This is a genomic window from Nocardia ignorata NBRC 108230, assembly GCF_001612905.1.
In the GTDB taxonomy this organism is placed as follows: domain Bacteria; phylum Actinomycetota; class Actinomycetes; order Mycobacteriales; family Mycobacteriaceae; genus Nocardia; species Nocardia ignorata.
In genome coordinates, this window is the sequence record NZ_BDBI01000012.1 from 163,754 (window position 1) to 178,583 (window position 14,830).

At 67.5% G+C, this 14,830-nt stretch carries 16 protein-coding genes; 12 read left to right on the top strand and 4 right to left on the bottom strand.

Annotation, left to right across the window (positions count from 1 at the left end; all coding sequences use genetic code 11):
- Positions 1-68 precede the first annotated feature (68 nt).
- Positions 69-350, top strand: a complete 282-nt coding sequence (locus NI2_RS11890) for a hypothetical protein (protein WP_370465704.1) — start codon at positions 69-71, stop codon at positions 348-350.
- Between the two features lie 5 nt (positions 351-355).
- Here NI2_RS11890 and NI2_RS11895 read toward each other — a convergent pair whose 3' ends face one another.
- On the bottom strand, positions 356-2,002 hold the full coding sequence (locus NI2_RS11895; protein ID WP_067489651.1) for a bifunctional 3'-5' exonuclease/DNA polymerase: 1,647 nt from the start codon (positions 2,000-2,002) through the stop codon (positions 356-358).
- Positions 2,003-2,101: 99 nt separating this feature from the next.
- Between NI2_RS11895 and NI2_RS11900 the strand changes: the two genes are divergently transcribed.
- From NI2_RS11900 to NI2_RS11915, 4 genes are read left to right on the top strand one after another with little or no spacing between them, the layout of a single operon-like run.
- A complete protein-coding gene (locus NI2_RS11900; RefSeq protein WP_067489654.1) occupies positions 2,102-2,518 on the top strand; it encodes a phage holin family protein in 417 nt (138 codons plus the stop codon).
- A complete protein-coding gene (locus NI2_RS11905) occupies positions 2,515-2,883 on the top strand; it encodes a DUF3618 domain-containing protein (protein ID WP_067489657.1) in 369 nt (122 codons plus the stop codon). Before NI2_RS11900 ends, NI2_RS11905 begins: the two co-directional genes overlap by 4 nt.
- Complete coding sequence (locus NI2_RS11910; RefSeq protein WP_067489661.1) at positions 2,880-3,137, top strand: DUF4235 domain-containing protein; 258 nt, start codon at positions 2,880-2,882, stop codon at positions 3,135-3,137. The genes NI2_RS11905 and NI2_RS11910 overlap by 4 nt, the downstream gene beginning before the upstream one ends.
- Positions 3,138-3,153: 16 nt before the next feature.
- Positions 3,154-4,935: a thiamine pyrophosphate-requiring protein gene (locus tag NI2_RS11915; RefSeq protein ID WP_067489664.1), complete on the top strand. Its 1,782-nt coding sequence runs from the start codon at positions 3,154-3,156 to the stop codon at positions 4,933-4,935.
- A 39-nt stretch (positions 4,936-4,974) separates the two neighbouring features.
- On the opposite strand, the gene NI2_RS11920 is transcribed toward NI2_RS11915, so the two are convergent.
- Positions 4,975-5,520 carry a DUF8020 domain-containing protein gene (locus NI2_RS11920; RefSeq protein WP_067489667.1) on the bottom strand — a complete coding sequence of 182 codons (546 nt, stop codon included), beginning with the start codon at positions 5,518-5,520 and terminating at the stop codon, positions 4,975-4,977.
- A gap of 259 nt (positions 5,521-5,779) precedes the next feature.
- Here NI2_RS11920 and NI2_RS11925 point away from each other — a divergent pair, with 259 nt between their 5' ends.
- Positions 5,780-6,595 (top strand): SDR family oxidoreductase, encoded by an 816-nt coding sequence (locus tag NI2_RS11925; RefSeq protein WP_067489670.1) that lies wholly within the window; start codon positions 5,780-5,782, stop codon positions 6,593-6,595.
- Between the two features lie 42 nt (positions 6,596-6,637).
- Here NI2_RS11925 and pepN read toward each other — a convergent pair whose 3' ends face one another.
- A complete protein-coding gene (gene pepN, locus NI2_RS11930) occupies positions 6,638-9,112 on the bottom strand; it encodes an aminopeptidase N (protein WP_067489672.1) in 2,475 nt (824 codons plus the stop codon).
- 356 nt (positions 9,113-9,468) lie between these two features.
- Here pepN and NI2_RS11935 point away from each other — a divergent pair, with 356 nt between their 5' ends.
- The 5 genes from NI2_RS11935 to NI2_RS11955 all read left to right on the top strand — a co-directional run bounded on the left by NI2_RS11935 (position 9,469) and on the right by NI2_RS11955 (position 14,079).
- Positions 9,469-10,383, top strand: a complete 915-nt coding sequence (locus NI2_RS11935) for a TauD/TfdA dioxygenase family protein (protein WP_067489674.1) — start codon at positions 9,469-9,471, stop codon at positions 10,381-10,383.
- Positions 10,384-10,482: 99 nt separating this feature from the next.
- On the top strand, positions 10,483-11,127 hold the full coding sequence (locus NI2_RS11940) for an ABC transporter permease (RefSeq protein ID WP_067489676.1): 645 nt from the start codon (positions 10,483-10,485) through the stop codon (positions 11,125-11,127).
- Positions 11,124-12,383, top strand: coding sequence for an ABC transporter ATP-binding protein (locus NI2_RS11945; protein ID WP_067489678.1), 1,260 nt, complete (start codon positions 11,124-11,126; stop codon positions 12,381-12,383). The genes NI2_RS11940 and NI2_RS11945 overlap by 4 nt, the downstream gene beginning before the upstream one ends.
- On the top strand, positions 12,380-13,117 hold the full coding sequence (locus NI2_RS11950) for an ABC transporter permease (RefSeq protein ID WP_067489680.1): 738 nt from the start codon (positions 12,380-12,382) through the stop codon (positions 13,115-13,117). The genes NI2_RS11945 and NI2_RS11950 overlap by 4 nt, the downstream gene beginning before the upstream one ends.
- Positions 13,114-14,079, top strand: a complete 966-nt coding sequence (locus NI2_RS11955) for a glycine betaine ABC transporter substrate-binding protein (protein ID WP_067489682.1) — start codon at positions 13,114-13,116, stop codon at positions 14,077-14,079. The genes NI2_RS11950 and NI2_RS11955 overlap by 4 nt, the downstream gene beginning before the upstream one ends.
- Before the next feature lie 9 nt (positions 14,080-14,088).
- Here NI2_RS11955 and NI2_RS33760 read toward each other — a convergent pair whose 3' ends face one another.
- Positions 14,089-14,289 (bottom strand): hypothetical protein, encoded by a 201-nt coding sequence (locus NI2_RS33760; RefSeq protein ID WP_133734118.1) that lies wholly within the window; start codon positions 14,287-14,289, stop codon positions 14,089-14,091.
- A 117-nt stretch (positions 14,290-14,406) separates the two neighbouring features.
- Here NI2_RS33760 and NI2_RS11960 point away from each other — a divergent pair, with 117 nt between their 5' ends.
- Positions 14,407-14,829: a ChaB family protein gene (locus NI2_RS11960; protein WP_067489684.1), complete on the top strand. Its 423-nt coding sequence runs from the start codon at positions 14,407-14,409 to the stop codon at positions 14,827-14,829.
- The last annotated feature ends 1 nt before the right edge of the window (position 14,830 follow it).

A 14,830-nucleotide genomic window follows, 5' to 3' on the forward strand; every position in this document is an offset into this window, starting at 1 on the left:
GTGCAGGGTTGGCGCTGATCACACCGGGTATCCGCGTGGTACCCCTGAGTGGGAAGGATGCGATGACGATGCGCGGACGACGTAACCGACGTGATCGAGAAGTACGCGAAGTACGAGAAATCCAGGCCCGACCACCTCATCAGACCGTCAAGTCACTGTTCTCGCTGCTGGTACTCGCCTGGCTGCTGGCCGGGCTGGTCGCGGCGTTCCAGCGGGACTACTTCACCGACACCCCGACCAACTGCGGTGACTGGGGGACCATCGCGCTCACCGTGGCGGCGGGTCCGCTGAACTACCTCGGCATGAACCCCAAGGTCGGCGAATGCCAACTGCCCGAACCGAGCCAATGACCTGACTACTTGGCATCCCCGTAGCACTGCACCACCGCCGTGGTGAAGGGGAACCGCACCGGCGTCTCCCCGAACGTGAGCCTGCCCGCCAGGTCGGCCGCCGCCGCGATCGCCTCGGCAACCACCGGCGCCTCCTCGGTCGGACAGTGCACGATCACCTCGTCGTGTTGGAAGAACACCAGCTCGGCGCGCATCTGCGCGATCGCCTGCCGTAACGCCGCCAGCACAAGCAGGGCCCAGTCGGCCGCGCTGCCCTGCACCACGAAGTTGCGGGTGAAGCGGCCCCTGGCGCGCGCCGCCGAACCGCTGCGCTCGGCAGGGGGCACATCGATCTCTTCCGGAGTGGCCGACACCGGTGGGCAGGTCCGGCCCAACCAGGTGCGTACCAGCCGACCCTCCTCCCCGGCGTAGGCCGCGTCGTCCACATAGGCCACCGCGGCCGGATATCGGCGCCGCAGACCGGCGAGGTGGGTGAGCGCGTCGCCGGAGGTCTGGCCGTAGATGGCGCCGAGCAGCGCCAGCTTGGCCTGTGCCCGGTCGCCACCGAAACCACGCGCCGCCAGGTCCGCGTACAGGTCCTCGCCGCGACCGGCCACCTCCATCAGACCGCGATCACGGGAGATGGCGGCCAGCACCCTCGGCTCCATCTGATCGGCATCGGCCACCACCAGACACCAACCGGGATCGGCGCGGATCGCCTGCCGGATCACCTTCGGAATCTGCAGGGCGCCACCGCCATTGGTCGTCCACCGCCCCGACACCGTTCCACCCGGCAGATACTCGGGCCGGAATCGGCCACCGTGCACCCACTGCTCGAGCCAGGCCCAACCGTGCGCGGTGTGCAGGCGGTAGAGCGTCTTGTACGCCAACAGCGGCGCGACGGCCGGATGATCGACGCGCTGCAGTTCCCATTTGCGCGTGGACGACAGCGTGACTCCCGCCCGCGCGAACGCTCGGATGATGTCCTGGGGGAGATCGGGCCGCACACGGGTGCCGAAGGCACGCGACACCTCGTCGGCGAGCTCTGCCATCCGCCGTGGTTCCGCTCCACCGGGAAATCGTTCACCGAGCATGGTGTCGAGCAGTTCGCGGTGCACGTCGGCCCGCCAGGGAATGCCCGCACGCGACATCTCGGTGGCCACCAGCATGCCCGCCGATTCGGCCGCGATCAGCAAGCGCATCCGATCGGGATGTTCGGTGCGCTCGGTCCGTGCGAGCTGCCCCGCGTACACCTCGACCAGCGCGGTGAGCTCATCGGTGCCGGGCGGCAACGGCACCGGACCCGAATCGAACAGCGAGGGTTGCGTTTCGGCGCTGCGCGCGGGCGCGTCCGGTGGGACGGGCAGGTTCCGCAGCCGCGCCCAGGCCGCCGCCAACGACCGAGGCTGACCGGATTGCCCCTGCTCGTACCCGATCAGCAACGCCTCGGCCGCCTGCACGTCGTAGCAGCGTTCCACGCGCACACCCGCCGCGAGCAGCGGCCGGTAGATCTCGGCGGTGGACCGCCACACCCACCGCCCCACGTGCGGGCGTGCGCGGATCGCCTCGACCAGCGACGGCTCCGTGACAACCGGACCGGCCGGACGCCCGTCCTGGTCGAGCGGGCACAGGCGAGCGCCACCGTCACCCGTCTCCGCCACCGCCCACCGCATGCGCAGAGTCTGTCAGCAGGGTCCGACAACCACTGTTTACCGGCCCGGGTGCCGGGTAAGCGGCCCACGATCGGGAGAACCCGGACAGGAGGTAACGCGATGGCGCACACGCAGACCGGCCCGCCCACGCAGCACACCCGGTCGGTCACCGAACTCGTCGACGACGCCACCAAACAGATCACCCGCCTGGTGCGCGACGAACTGCAGCTGGCACGCGTCGAAATGCAGGACCGCACAAAAGGAATCGCCCGCGGAGCGGGCATCGCCGGAGCGGGCGGACTCGTCGCGTTCTACGGCGGCATCGCGCTGACTGTCGCGGCGATCTTCGCCCTGGCGCTGGTAGTGCCGGAATGGGCGGCCGCGCTGATCGTCGGCGCCGCCCTGCTCGTGATCGGCGCGATCCTGGCGCTCGTCGGAAAGAAGAACGTCAGTTCGGCCGCACCGCCCGTACCGCACGAAGCCGTGCACGGCATCAAGGACGACATCGACACCATCAAGGACGGGAGCAGACGATGACCGACGACCCGGAGGCACTGCGCCGGGACCGTGACCAGGCCCGCCGTGAACTCGGCGAGACCGTCGCCGAGCTGACCGACAAATTCGACGTCCCCGCCCGCACCAAGGACAAGGTCCACGAGACCACCGAAGCGGCCAAGCACCGCGTCACCGACGCCAAGTACCAGGCGCTCTACACCGCCGACAAGGCCCGGGACAAAGCCGGACAGGTGGTCGGCAAGGTCGAGTCCTCGGTCCCCGACCCCGTGGTCGACCGAGGCAGGCAGGCCGCGGACCTGGCCACCCGCAAACCCCAGGTTCCGGTCGCGGCGGCCGCGGTCTTCGCCGCGCTGCTGGTCTGGTTCCTCGCCCGGCGGCGCGCATGAAGACGCTGTACAAACCGCTCGGCATGGTCGTCGGCGTGCTCGGCGGCATCGCCGCGAGCGCGGTGTTCAACCGGGTCTGGGGCGCGGTGGCCGACGGTGGCGACCCGCCGACCTCGACCACCCGCAACGCGACCTGGCGGGAAGTGCTGCTGGCCGCCGCTCTCCAGGGCGCCATCTTCGGCCTCGTGAAAGCCGCAGTCGACCGGGCGGGCGCCACGGGCTACAAGTCGCTCACCGGAACGTGGCCCGACTGACGAGGACAGGAGAACCATGTCGGAACAGGTAGGCGATTACTTGCTGCGCCGGTTGCGGGAATGGGGTGTCGAACAGGTCTTCGGATACCCCGGCGACGGCATCAACGGCCTGATCGCCGCCTTCGGACGGGCCGACAACACACCGCGCTTCGTGCAGAGCAGGCACGAGGAGATGTCGGCGTTCCAGGCGGTGGGTTATGCCAAGTTCAGCGGCCGGGTCGGCGTATGCGCGGCGACGTCGGGCCCCGGCGCCATCCATCTGCTCAACGGTCTCTACGACGCCAAGCTCGACCACGTGCCGGTGGTGGCGATCGTCGGGCAGACCGCGCGCAGCGCCATGGGCGGCAACTATCAGCGGGAAGTGGATCTGCAGGCGCTGTTCAAGGACGTGGCATCCGAATACCTGGTCGAGGTCAATGTCGCCGACCAGCTGCCCAACGCCTTGGATCGAGCATTTCGCACTGCCCTCGCCCGGCGCGCGCCGACAGCGGTCATCATTCCGGCCGATCTGCAGGAGGAACCCTACGAGCCACCCGCGCATGCCTTCAAGGAGGTGCCGTCCAGCCCGCCGAGCGCACCGCTGACCACCTCGGTGCCGGTGCGCTCCGAGCTGGAACGGGCGGCGGCCGTGCTCGACGCGGGCACCAAGGTGGCCATGCTGATCGGGCAGGGTGCGCGCGGCGCGGCGGACGAGGTGCTCGAGATCGCGGAACTGACCGGTGCGGGCATCGCCAAAGCGCTGCTCGGCAAAGACGTACTCAGCGACGAACTGCCGTTCGTCACAGGCTCGATCGGCTTGCTCGGCACGCGTCCCAGCTACGAGCTGATGCGCGACTGCGACACCCTGCTCATCGTCGGCTCCAACTTCCCCTACAGCCAGTTCCTGCCCGAATACGATCAGGCCCGCGCGGTGCAGATCGACCTCGACGGTGCCCTGATCGGCATGCGGTACCCGACCGAGGTGAATCTGGTCGGTGACGCGAAAGCCACACTGCGCCAGCTGATTCCACTGCTACATCGTAAGGACGACCGCTCTTGGCGCGAGACGGTCGAAGCGAATGTGGCGCAGTGGTGGCAGACCGTCGAGAACCAGTCCATGCTCGACGCCGAACCGGCCAATCCCATGCGGATCGTGTGGGAACTCTCGCAGCGCATCCCCGACGACGCGATCGTCACCGCCGACTCGGGCTCCTCCACCACCTGGTACGCCCGTTGCCTTCGCATGCGCGGCACCATGCGGGGATCGCTGTCGGGCACACTGGCGAGCATGGGCGCGGGCGTGCCGTACGCGATCGGCGCCAAATTCGCGCACCCTGGACGGCCGGTGATCGCCATCGTCGGTGACGGTGCCATGCAGATGAACGGGCTGAACGAACTGCTCACCATCCAGCGCTACCAGGACCTGTGGCCCGATCAGCGGCTGATCGTGTGCGTGTTCCACAACAACGACCTCAACATGGTCACCTGGGAACTGCGCGCCATGGGTGGTGCGCCGAAATTCGAGGAATCGCAAACACTTCCGGACGTCTCCTACGCCGATATCGCGCGCTGCGCGGGCATGGTCGGCATCAGTGTGGACAGGTCCGAGGACATCAGGCCGGCCTGGGACCGTGCACTGGCGGCGGACCGCCCGGTGCTGCTCGACATCCGCTGCGATCCCGAGGTGCCACCCCTGCCGCCGCACGCGACCGCCGACCAGGTCAAGGACCTGGGACGGGCTGTGCTGCAAGGTGACCCAGGCGCGTGGCGGCTGCTCGTACAGGGAGTGAAGTCGAAGGCGCAGGAACTGCGCCGCTGAGCGTGGTGGCCGACCCGACGGCCGGCCACCACCGCCTCCCTACGGCGTCGAGTAGCCGATCAGCGCGCCGATGCCCGCACCGATCGGGATGGTCACCAGCGCGCCGACACCACCGAGGAAGAAGCCGAGAACAGCACCGATTCCGGCGCCGACGAGCGCGCCGATCCCCGCATTGTGCTGCTTACGGGCCTGGGTCTCGGCGGCCTCGTCGACGAACTCGGCCGTATGGGCCGTGACGGCGGCCGGTGCGCCCACCGGAGTCAGGGTGAGCGAGCGACCGTCGGCCGCGATCGCCGCTGCCAGGTCGAAGGTGCCCGCGGTCGAGGCGATTCGGGTCGGGATGGACGCGACCGCACGGCCCTCGCGATCGGTGAGGGTCACGGTGCCGCCCGTGAGGGTGAAGGTGCCGTCGACCACCGAGGTGGTGAGCCCTGCACCGTCGGCCGAGGGGCCCGCGGTGAACGCCACCCCGTTTTCGGTGCCCTGGACAACCGGGGCCGCCGTCGGTGCGGCGTGAGCGTTGGTGGTGGCGGTGAGGCCGACAGCCCCGACCGCGAGGACAGCGACCGCGCAGAATCTCTTCATCTTGCCCCTCCAGTCTGCCCGCCGGAGTCCGGCGGAACATCCTCTGCCGGACCGGATCTCGGCCCGAGATCATCTTCACACTGTCCCCACCGGATGTGAACCCACCAGCGGTCATACCGGAAAAACATCACCGAATGGACGCATTCACCGAATGAGATTGCCACACCGTAGGTTTCGCTATGCCGCCGAAATTCCTATATGCCGGATCCGGATTTTCTCGGCAGGATGAGTATTCAGGGAATCGAGCGGAAGGAACGTCATGACGATCCTGGTGACAGGAGCAACGGGCAGTGTCGGACGCAAGGTCGTGGACCAGTTGATCGCGCGAGGGGTCTCCGATATCCGGGCGTTGACGGTGAATCCGGACCGGGCGGCGCTGCCCGCCGGGGTGGTGTCGGTGCGCGGCAACCTGCGTAAGCCGGACAGCCTGGACGGGGTATTCGACGGCGTGGACCGGATCTATCTCGCCCCGGCACCCGAGGTCGTCGGTGCGGTGCTCGAGCGAGCGGCAGCGGCCGGCGTCCGCCACGTCGTCGATCTGTCCGGCGAGCCCGACAGCTGGTGGGGGACCGTGAGCAACGCCGTCGAGGACAGTGGGCTGGCGTGGACGCACCTGTGGCCCGCCGACTTCATGGAGAACAGCGTCAGCTGGTCGCAGCAGATCCGCGCTACGGGTACGGTTCGCGAACCGCGCCCCGAGACGGCCACCGCACCCGTGGCGATGGACGATATCGCCGCGGTAGCCGCGACCGCACTGCTCGACGACGACCACCTCGGGCGTGCCTACCCGCTGGCAGGCCCTGAGGTTCTCACCCGCACCGAGCAGCTCGCCCAGATCGCCGAGGCCATCGGCCGCGAGCTCACCTTCCGCCGATCCGATCGGGCCGAAACCATTGCCGCTCTGGCACCGAGCATGGGCCACAACACCGAGTGGTACGTCGACAACGTCCTGCTCGGCTACAGCCCGCCGATCGACACGCTGCCGATCACCAGCGTCCAGGACATCACCGGCCGCCCGGCGACCACCTTCCGCGACTGGGCGAAAGCCAACGCCGACCAGTTCCTCGACGGCTGATCCACATGCCTACGGACCTCCGCGGCTCGTGGCGGTCGAGCTTCATCCGAGCGCGCGGACCCGCAGTGCGCGGGCGAGATGATCGCGTTGCTCGACCACCAGGCGGCGCAGGGCAGCGGGGGCATCGGTGTTCGTCGCGAGCCAGTTGTCCACGGCTGCCAGGGAGTCGGCGGCGGGAAAGAGGCCGATGACGATGCGACGGGCGATCTCGATGCTGCGCTGCTCCCAGGTCGGACGCAGTCGGGTGAAGTACTCGTTGTCGTAGGAGCCGATCAGGTCGCGGCGGTCGCCTGCGCGGAAACCGTCGATCACGGCGTCGAGGTGGTCGTTGATGAGCGCGGTGTCGTCGAAGATGCGCGTCCACGCGGCGGCTTTCACGTCCCGGTCCGGGCGGGCGGCCAGGGCATGTAGGTGAGCGGTGCGGCCCGAGGCGGTGTCGTCGCGGGTGAGTTCGGTGTCCAGATCGTCGGCGGTCGCGGCGCCGGTCGCGGCCAGTGCCGTCCAGAGGGCCCACCGCAGGTCAGGGTCCAGGGCCAGCCCCTTCGGAGCGGGAGTTTCACCGAGCAACATGGCGCGGATATCGGCGGCCCGCCCCGCGTCGACGGTGGCGGCGGCCGCGGTCGCGCGGGCGAACGCCAGCTGCTCGCCGGAACCGGACGCAGCGGAATACAGTGCCGTCCAGCATGATTCGAGCCATTCTCGGCGCCACCTGTCGCGCTCGACGGTCGGCAGGTAGTGGCCGATGGCGAAGGAGGCGTTCGAAAGCACCGCCGTGAGCAGGGCCGTATTGGACTCGGCGGGAGCGAAGTCGCGGGCCATCGTCAGATACCGGCCGACGGCGAGCTCGCCGTCGCGCGTGGCATTCCACAGCGCCGACCAGATCAGCCCGCGGGCCAGCGGGTCGACCACGCGGTCGAGTGACCGCTCCACGGTCACCAGGGAATCGGCGTCGAGACGAACCTTCGCATAGGTGAGATCGCCGTCGTTGAGCAGCCGCAGGGGAGCGGGGGAGAGGGTGATCGGGGTGCGCTCCTCGACGATGTCGACCTCCACGCGATCACGGCGGACGAGGTCGCCGTCGGCGTCGAAGTCGTAGAGACCGACCGCGAGCCGGTGCGGGCGTGGATCGGTCTGCACGATGTGGTCGTCGTCGAGGGTCACGGTGGAGACGCCGGTGGTCTGCAACCAGGCCCGCGCCCACGCGTCGAGGTCGCGGCCGGACTCGGCGGACAACTCCGTCAGCAGGTCATCGAGGGTCGTGTTGCCGAACGCGTGGGCCCGGAAGTAGCTGCGGGCGCCCGCGAAAAACGCCTCCCGGCCGACATAGGCGACGAGCTGCTTGAGCACGCTCGCGCCCTTGGCGTAGGTGATGCCGTCGAAATTGAGCTTTGCCGCCTCGAGATCGGTGATGTCGGCGACGATCGGATGCGTAGTCGGCAATTGATCCTGCAGGTACGCCCACGCCTTACGGCGGTTGGCGAACGCCACCCATGCGTCGGTCCACTCGGTGGCCTCCGCGCTGGCCAGCGCGCCCATGTAGTCGGCGAAGGACTCCTTGAGCCACAGGTCGTCCCACCACACCATGGTGACGAGATCACCGAACCACATGTGCGCCATCTCGTGCAGGATCGTGTTCGCACGGCCCTCGTACTGCGCCGCCGTCGCCGCACCACGGAACACGTAGGCCTCGGTGAAGGTGACCAGGCCCGGGTTCTCCATGGCGCCGAGGTTGTATTCGGGCACGAACACCTGGTCGTACTTGCCCCACGGGTACGGGTAAGCGAAATGCTCGGCGAAGAAGTCGAGCCCTTGGCGGGTCACCTCGAGAATCGTGTCCGCGTCCAGATGGTCGGCCAGCGAGGCGCGGCACAGCACGCCGAGCGGGATCATCAGTTTTCCACGGCTCCAAGAGGATTCGACGCGGTGATACGGACCGGCCGCGACCGCGGTGATGTAGGTGGAAATCGGCAGGGTCGGTGAGAACTCCACCGTCTGATTCGGGCCGTCGACGGTCACGGTATCGGCGGGCCGATTCGACATGACCTCCCAGCCGTCGGGCGCCGTGACGACAAAGGTGAACGGCGCCTTCATGTCGGGCTGCTCGAAGCAGGCGAATACCCGGCGCGCGTCCGCCGGCTCGTACTGGGTGTAGAGGTAGGTGCTGCCGTCGACCGGATCGAGGAACCGGTGCAAACCCTCACCCGAGCGGCTGTACTCGCCGACCGCCCGCACAACGACGACGTTCGATGCCGACAGGCCGGTCACGGAAATCCGCGCGCCGTCGTAGTCGACCGCCACTTCCCGTCCGTTCACGGTGACCGATTCGACTGCGAGACCGAGGAAATCGAGCCACGTCTCGGTCGCCGTGGCGTCGAAGGCGACCGTCGTCGTGGTGGTGAACCCCGGGCGAGAGTGCTCGGGTGCGCCGGACAGATCGAGTTCGACGCGGTAGTCACGCACGGTGACCGTGGCGGATCGCGCGGCGGTCTCGGAGCGGGTCAGGTTGGCGGTAGTCACGTCCCGATCCTGCCAGTCATGAGGTGGGGGAGGGGAGTGGTTATCGCGGCCCCGATCTATTCGTCTGGGAGGCAGGGTAATTCGGGAGGCCGAGGCCGACGGTCGATGTGCTTGCCGGGGCGGTGTACGCCTCGGACCAGGCTTAGGTCGGTAAATAACATGCCGATAGCGCGATATGCGCATCGACTCATGAATCACCCTCAATCTCAAACAAAACAACCGGCTACGCCGGCCTTCTCAGGACCGCGAGGGAGGGGAAGCCGCCTTCGGCTCAGCGTGAACGGAATGCTGTTCGCTGTATCCGCCGACTGGTTTCGTAGGTCCTGTTCGCGCAGGTTCGATCGAAAGGCCCTCGAATGTCCGTTCCAGCCGACGCCGTGCGTGTGGTGAAGCTCGGCGCCCACATCGGTGCCCGCATCGACGGCATCCGCCTCGATGGCGACCTCGATGTGCGTTCGGTCGACACCATTCGCGCCGCGCTCGCCGAACACAAGGTGATCTTCTTCCGCGGTCAGGAGCATCTGAGCGAGGACGGGCAGTACGAATTCGCCGAGCTCCTCGGTGCGCCGACCACCCCGCACCCCACGGTGACCTCGGCGGGGGCCAAGAGTCTGGCGATCGACTCGCATCAGACCAGGTCGAATGTGTGGCACACCGATGTCACGTTCGTCGACCGGGTGCCGAAGGCCTCGATCCTGCGGGCGGTGACGCTGCCCGAGTACGGCGGCACGACCACCTGGGCGTCCACCGTCGCGGCGTACAACTCGCTGCCTGCCTCGCTGAAACTGCTCGCGGAGAATCTGCGCGCCAGGCACACCAATCGTTACGACTACGCGGCCGACGCGGTGGACCGAACCGATGATTTCGAACTGGCGTATCGGCGCGAATTCGAGTCGACGTATTTCGAGACCGAGCATCCGGTGGTGGAAGTGCACCCGGAAACCGGTGAGCGTGCCCTGCTGCTCGGTTGCTTCGTGAAAGAGATCGTCGGCGTCTCCAGTAGCGAATCGCGGGCGTTGTTCCGGCTTTTCCAGGATCGGGTGACGCGCCTCGAGCACACCACCCGCTGGAATTGGTCGCTCGGCGATGTCGCGATCTGGGACAACCGGGCCACCCAGCACTACGCCGTGGACGATTACGACGGTGCGCATCGCAGGCTCACCCGGATCACGCTCGGCGGACCGGTCCCGGTCGGTGTCGACGGGCGGCCGAGCACGGTGATCGCGGGCGACGCGCGCGACTATGTCACCGCGCCCCACCGTGCGGCCTGACGCGAATCCGCCGTCGAGCGAGCGGTATCGGTTAGTCTGCGACCGCAGGTTTATCCGGCGATCGCGCGCGAATCGGTCCAGCCCGACGATGGGAATGCCGTGAATTTGTGGAGCTATATCCAGGGTCGGGGCGAGGTGCTGACCTTTCTCACCTATCAGCACGCGTCGCTGGCTTTCCAGACCGTGCTGGTGGGAACCGTTGTCGCGGTGCTGATCGCGGTGGCGGTGTACCGGCTGCCGCTGGCGTCGGCATTGACGCTCACGTCGAGCCGGGTGGCGTTGACGATTCCCTCGCTGGCGCTGTTGGCCCTGCTGCTCGTGCCGTTCGGGCTCGGTGTGGTTCCGTCGTTTCTGATGCTGGCGTTCTTCGCGGCGCTGCCGGTGATCGGTAATGCGATCGTCGGCCTGCGCTCGGTACCTGCCTCGGTGGTGGAGTCGGCGCGGGGGATCGGGTTGTCGCGGTGGCGGATTCTGCTCACCGTCGAGCTGCCGATCGCGTGGCCGGTGATCCTCACCGGTATCAGGGTGTCCACGCAGATGATCGTGGGCGTCGCTGCCATCGTCGCCTATGTGCTCGGTCCGGGACTCGGGTCGCTCATCTTCAACGGGCTGTCGCGGCTCGGCGGTGCCAACGCGCTCGAAATGGCGCTCACCGGAACCATTCTCATCGTTGTCGTCGCGTTGGTGTTCGACGCGCTCCTCGTCCTGCTCGGACGACTCACCATTGCCAAGGGGCTCTCATGACCACGGTGACCACCCCGTCCGAACGCGACGTGACCGGCGCGTCCATCGTCCTCGACTCGGTCGTGAAGCGGTACAAGGGGCAGGACAAGCCGGCCGTCGAGCGGCTGGACCTCGAGATCGAGGCGGGTGAGATCGTCGCCTTCGTCGGGCCGTCGGGCTGCGGGAAGACGACGACCCTGAAGATGATCAACCGGTTGATCGAGCCGACGGAGGGCCGGATCTTCATCGGTGGACGGGATGTGACAAGGGAGGATCCGGACAAGCTCCGTCAGTCCATCGGTTATGTCATCCAGTCGGGTGGGCTGTTCCCGCACTGGTCGGTGGCCAAGAACATCGGGGCGATTCCCCGGGTGCTCGGCTGGGACAAGAAGCGCATCGCCGAGCGCACCGAATATCTGCTGGATCTGGTGGGTCTGGACTCGGCGACCTTCGCCGACCGGCTGCCCAAGGACATGTCCGGCGGCCAGCAGCAGCGTGTGGGTGTGGCGCGGGCACTCGCCGCGGATCCGCCGGTGCTGCTGATGGACGAACCGTTCGGCGCCGTCGATCCGATCACGCGAGTTCGCCTGCAGGACAGCCTGATCGCGATCCAGCACGAGCTGGGTAAGACCATCGTCGTCGTCACCCACGATTTCGAGGAGGCCACCAAGCTCGGCGACCGGGTGCTCATCCTGTCCGAGGGTGGGCATGTGGAGCAGTACGCGCGGCCCGAGGAGATCCTCACCGATCCGGCGACACCGTTCGTGGAGGAGTTCGTCGGATCGGGCGCGAAACTGGCGTATCTGACGGTGTCCCGGGTGGGTGATGTGGAGGTCGATCCGGTGACGACCGCGCGGATCGGTGAACCCGCCAAAGAGGTGATCGGCCGGGCGACTCGTGCCGGCCACACCTGGGTGGTTGTGGTCGACTCAGCGGGGCGGCCCCGTTCGTGGCCGTCGCTGCGTGAGGTGTCGAGCAAGCCGGAGGTGTCGGACTATCTGGATCGGCGGCTGCCGGTGGTCGCGCAGTCCTCCACGCTCAACGACGCCCTCGACGCGATGCTCGCGGCGAGCCAGGGCGCCACGCTGGTCACCGACGGGCGAGGCAGGGTGGTCGGTTCGCTCAGTATCGGTGCGGTGACCGACGTGATCCAGACCAAGCTGGCCGAGGCGCACAATGCCGAGGGCGAGACGTCCTACGAGACCTACGTCGATGGTTCGGATCCGACGCCGACCCCTGTTGTCGCCGCGGAGCCGGGGCCGGGTGATCCGGCGTGAAGCGGCTGCGCGCGTTGCCGATCGACGTGTGGTTCGAACCGTTGATCATCGCGGTGATCGGGATCGGGTACCTGCTGTGGTACCGGGCGTCGACGTTCACCGCGACCGAGCAGGCGTCGCTGGGCTGGGCGAATCTGCGGACGACGATCGTCGAGCACGTGCGGCTCACCGTGGTGGCGACGCTGATCGTGGTCGCGGTCGCGATTCCGCTCGGCATCGCGCTGACCCGGCCCGCGTTGCGCAGGCTCGAGCCGCTGGCGGTGAACGTCGCCAATATCGGGCAGGCCGCCCCGGCGGTGGGCCTGCTCGTGCTTTTCACGTTCTGGTTGGGGACCGGGTTCCGCACGGCGGTGGTCGGTTTGGTGGTCTATGCGATCCTGCCGATTCTGCAGAACACGATCGTCGGGTTGCGGCAGGTGGATCAGCGCACGATCGAGGCGTCGCGCGGGATCGGGTTCTCCGGGCTGCGGACGCTGGTGCAGGTGGAGTTGCCACTCGCGGTGCCGGTGATCCTGAACGGTGTGCGCACGGCGCTGGTGATCCTGGTCGGTACCGCGACCTTGAGCACGTTCATCGGTGCGACCAGTCTCGGGACGCTCATCACGACCGGTGTCACCTTGTTCCTGCCGAAGTTGCTCATCTCCGGTGCGGTGCTCGTCGGGCTGCTCGCGTTGATCATCGACTGGCTCGGCCGGCTCGTGGAGCTGGCCGCGACCCCGCGAGGTATCTCATGAGACGGCTGGTGTGCGCGCTGGTGGCGAGTGTTTCGCTGCTCGCCGGGTGTGGGCTGGTGAGCTCGTCGGGGACCTTCCACGACGCGAGCCTGCCCGGTGGCGATCGGCCGCTCGAGGGCGCGAAGCTGACCGTGACATCGAAGAGTTTCACCGAGGGCGTGCTGCTGGGCAAGATCACCGCCACGTATCTGGCCGCGGCGGGCGCGTCGATCACGGATCTGACGGGTGCGCCGGGGTCGGCGTCGTCGCGGCAGGCGCAGCTCAACGGTGACGCGGATGTGCTGTGGGAGTACACGGGTACGGGGTGGGTGAACTACCACAACGAGACCGAGACGATCGTCGACCCGCAGGAGTTGTGGCAGCGGGTGCACGATGTGGAGAAGCGTGACCACGATCTGGAGTGGTTGGCGCCCGCGAATTTCAACGACACCTATGCTTTCGCGGCCTCGACGCCGACGGCCGAACGGCTGGGGGTGCGGTCGTTGTCGGCGGTCGCGCAGCTGCCGGTGGCGGAGCGCACGTTCTGTGTCGACGACGAGTTCTTCAGTCGCTCGGACGGTTTCATCCCGATGCTGGCGAAGTACGGCATTCCCTACAACGATCCCAACGGGGTGCCCGCGGGCAATGTCACCAGGATGGACGCGGGGGTCGTCTACACCGCGACCGCCAAGGGTGAGCCGTGCCGGTTCGGCATGGTCTACACCACCGACGGTCGGGTGAAGAACCTGAATCTGGTTGTCCTGGAAGACGACAAGAAGTTCTTTCTGCCCTACAGCGGGACCGCTGTGGTGCGTGGTGCGGTGATCGAGGCGCATCCGCAGCTTCGTGCGCTGCTCGGCGCCATCTCCGAGCGGCTCACCGACGATCTGATGCGTGAGCTCAACGGTCGCGTGGACATCGACGGGGAGGACCCGGCCGATGTCGCCTACGAGTGGTTGAAGAGCGCGAACCTGATCGAGTAGGCGCGCGGGTCAGAGGTGGTTGAGGCCGACCATCTTGGTCGCGGTGGCCATGGCGGCGGCCAGGCCGAGTGCGCCGAGAGCGGCGACGGCTAGGGATCCGGTGAGGGTCGTGAGACCGAACAAGAAGAACACGCAGGTGGCCAACATGATGGCGGTGCTGGTCAGATCCGTACTCGTCGTATTCGGTGTCCGATTACGTGAGTGGGTCATATCTTCATAGTTGCCAGGAACCGCGGTTACTAAACCGTTATTTTCGGTTCGATGTGCGAGTTTCGGCTGCTCCGGCCTGGGTAGCGCCACAGTGACCGCGAGAGAAAGGCTGTCGAGATGCCGAAGACCACGAGCTCGGGCCGGGCGCGGACGTCGGAGCTGCCGAGCACTTTGCAGCGTTCCAGCGCCAAGGCACAGCGGACGTTCGCCAAGGCGCACGACGCGGCGCTGGACGAGTACGGCACCGAGGAACGCGCCAACCGGGTCGCCTACAGCGCGTTGAAGCACAGTTTCGAGAAGGTGGGGGATCACTGGGAGCCGAAAGGTACCAGGGGGCCGTCGGATTCGCGGGCTGCTTCCGGCGGGCGGACGCCGCGCGGTGAGAGCGCCGAAGGGGTGAACGCGAATGCGACCAAGAGTCACCTCATCGATGTCGCCGGGCGGTTGTCGATCACCGGAAGGTGGCGGATGACCAAGGAGGAACTGGTCGAGGCGATCGAGAAGGCCAACCGGCGTGCGACCGCGCGGGCTCGGTCCTGAG

What these genes read in the sequence shown, in the direction of transcription:
- NI2_RS11935 (WP_067489674.1), top strand. Translation starts at nt 9,469, where the DNA reads ATGTCCGTTCCAGCCGACGCCGTGCGTGTGGTGAAGCTCGGCGCCCAC.
- NI2_RS33760 (WP_133734118.1), bottom strand. Translation starts at nt 14,289, where the DNA reads ATGACCCACTCACGTAATCGGACACCGAATACGACGAGTACGGATCTG.
- NI2_RS11900 (WP_067489654.1), top strand. Translation starts at nt 2,102, where the DNA reads ATGGCGCACACGCAGACCGGCCCGCCCACGCAGCACACCCGGTCGGTC.
- NI2_RS11890 (WP_370465704.1), top strand. Translation starts at nt 69, where the DNA reads ATGCGCGGACGACGTAACCGACGTGATCGAGAAGTACGCGAAGTACGA.
- NI2_RS11945 (WP_067489678.1), top strand. Translation starts at nt 11,124, where the DNA reads ATGACCACGGTGACCACCCCGTCCGAACGCGACGTGACCGGCGCGTCC.
- NI2_RS11910 (WP_067489661.1), top strand. Translation starts at nt 2,880, where the DNA reads ATGAAGACGCTGTACAAACCGCTCGGCATGGTCGTCGGCGTGCTCGGC.
- NI2_RS11920 (WP_067489667.1), bottom strand. Translation starts at nt 5,520, where the DNA reads ATGAAGAGATTCTGCGCGGTCGCTGTCCTCGCGGTCGGGGCTGTCGGC.
- NI2_RS11915 (WP_067489664.1), top strand. Translation starts at nt 3,154, where the DNA reads ATGTCGGAACAGGTAGGCGATTACTTGCTGCGCCGGTTGCGGGAATGG.
- NI2_RS11955 (WP_067489682.1), top strand. Translation starts at nt 13,114, where the DNA reads ATGAGACGGCTGGTGTGCGCGCTGGTGGCGAGTGTTTCGCTGCTCGCC.
- NI2_RS11895 (WP_067489651.1), bottom strand. Translation starts at nt 2,002, where the DNA reads ATGCGGTGGGCGGTGGCGGAGACGGGTGACGGTGGCGCTCGCCTGTGC.
- NI2_RS11925 (WP_067489670.1), top strand. Translation starts at nt 5,780, where the DNA reads ATGACGATCCTGGTGACAGGAGCAACGGGCAGTGTCGGACGCAAGGTC.
- NI2_RS11960 (WP_067489684.1), top strand. Translation starts at nt 14,407, where the DNA reads ATGCCGAAGACCACGAGCTCGGGCCGGGCGCGGACGTCGGAGCTGCCG.
- NI2_RS11905 (WP_067489657.1), top strand. Translation starts at nt 2,515, where the DNA reads ATGACCGACGACCCGGAGGCACTGCGCCGGGACCGTGACCAGGCCCGC.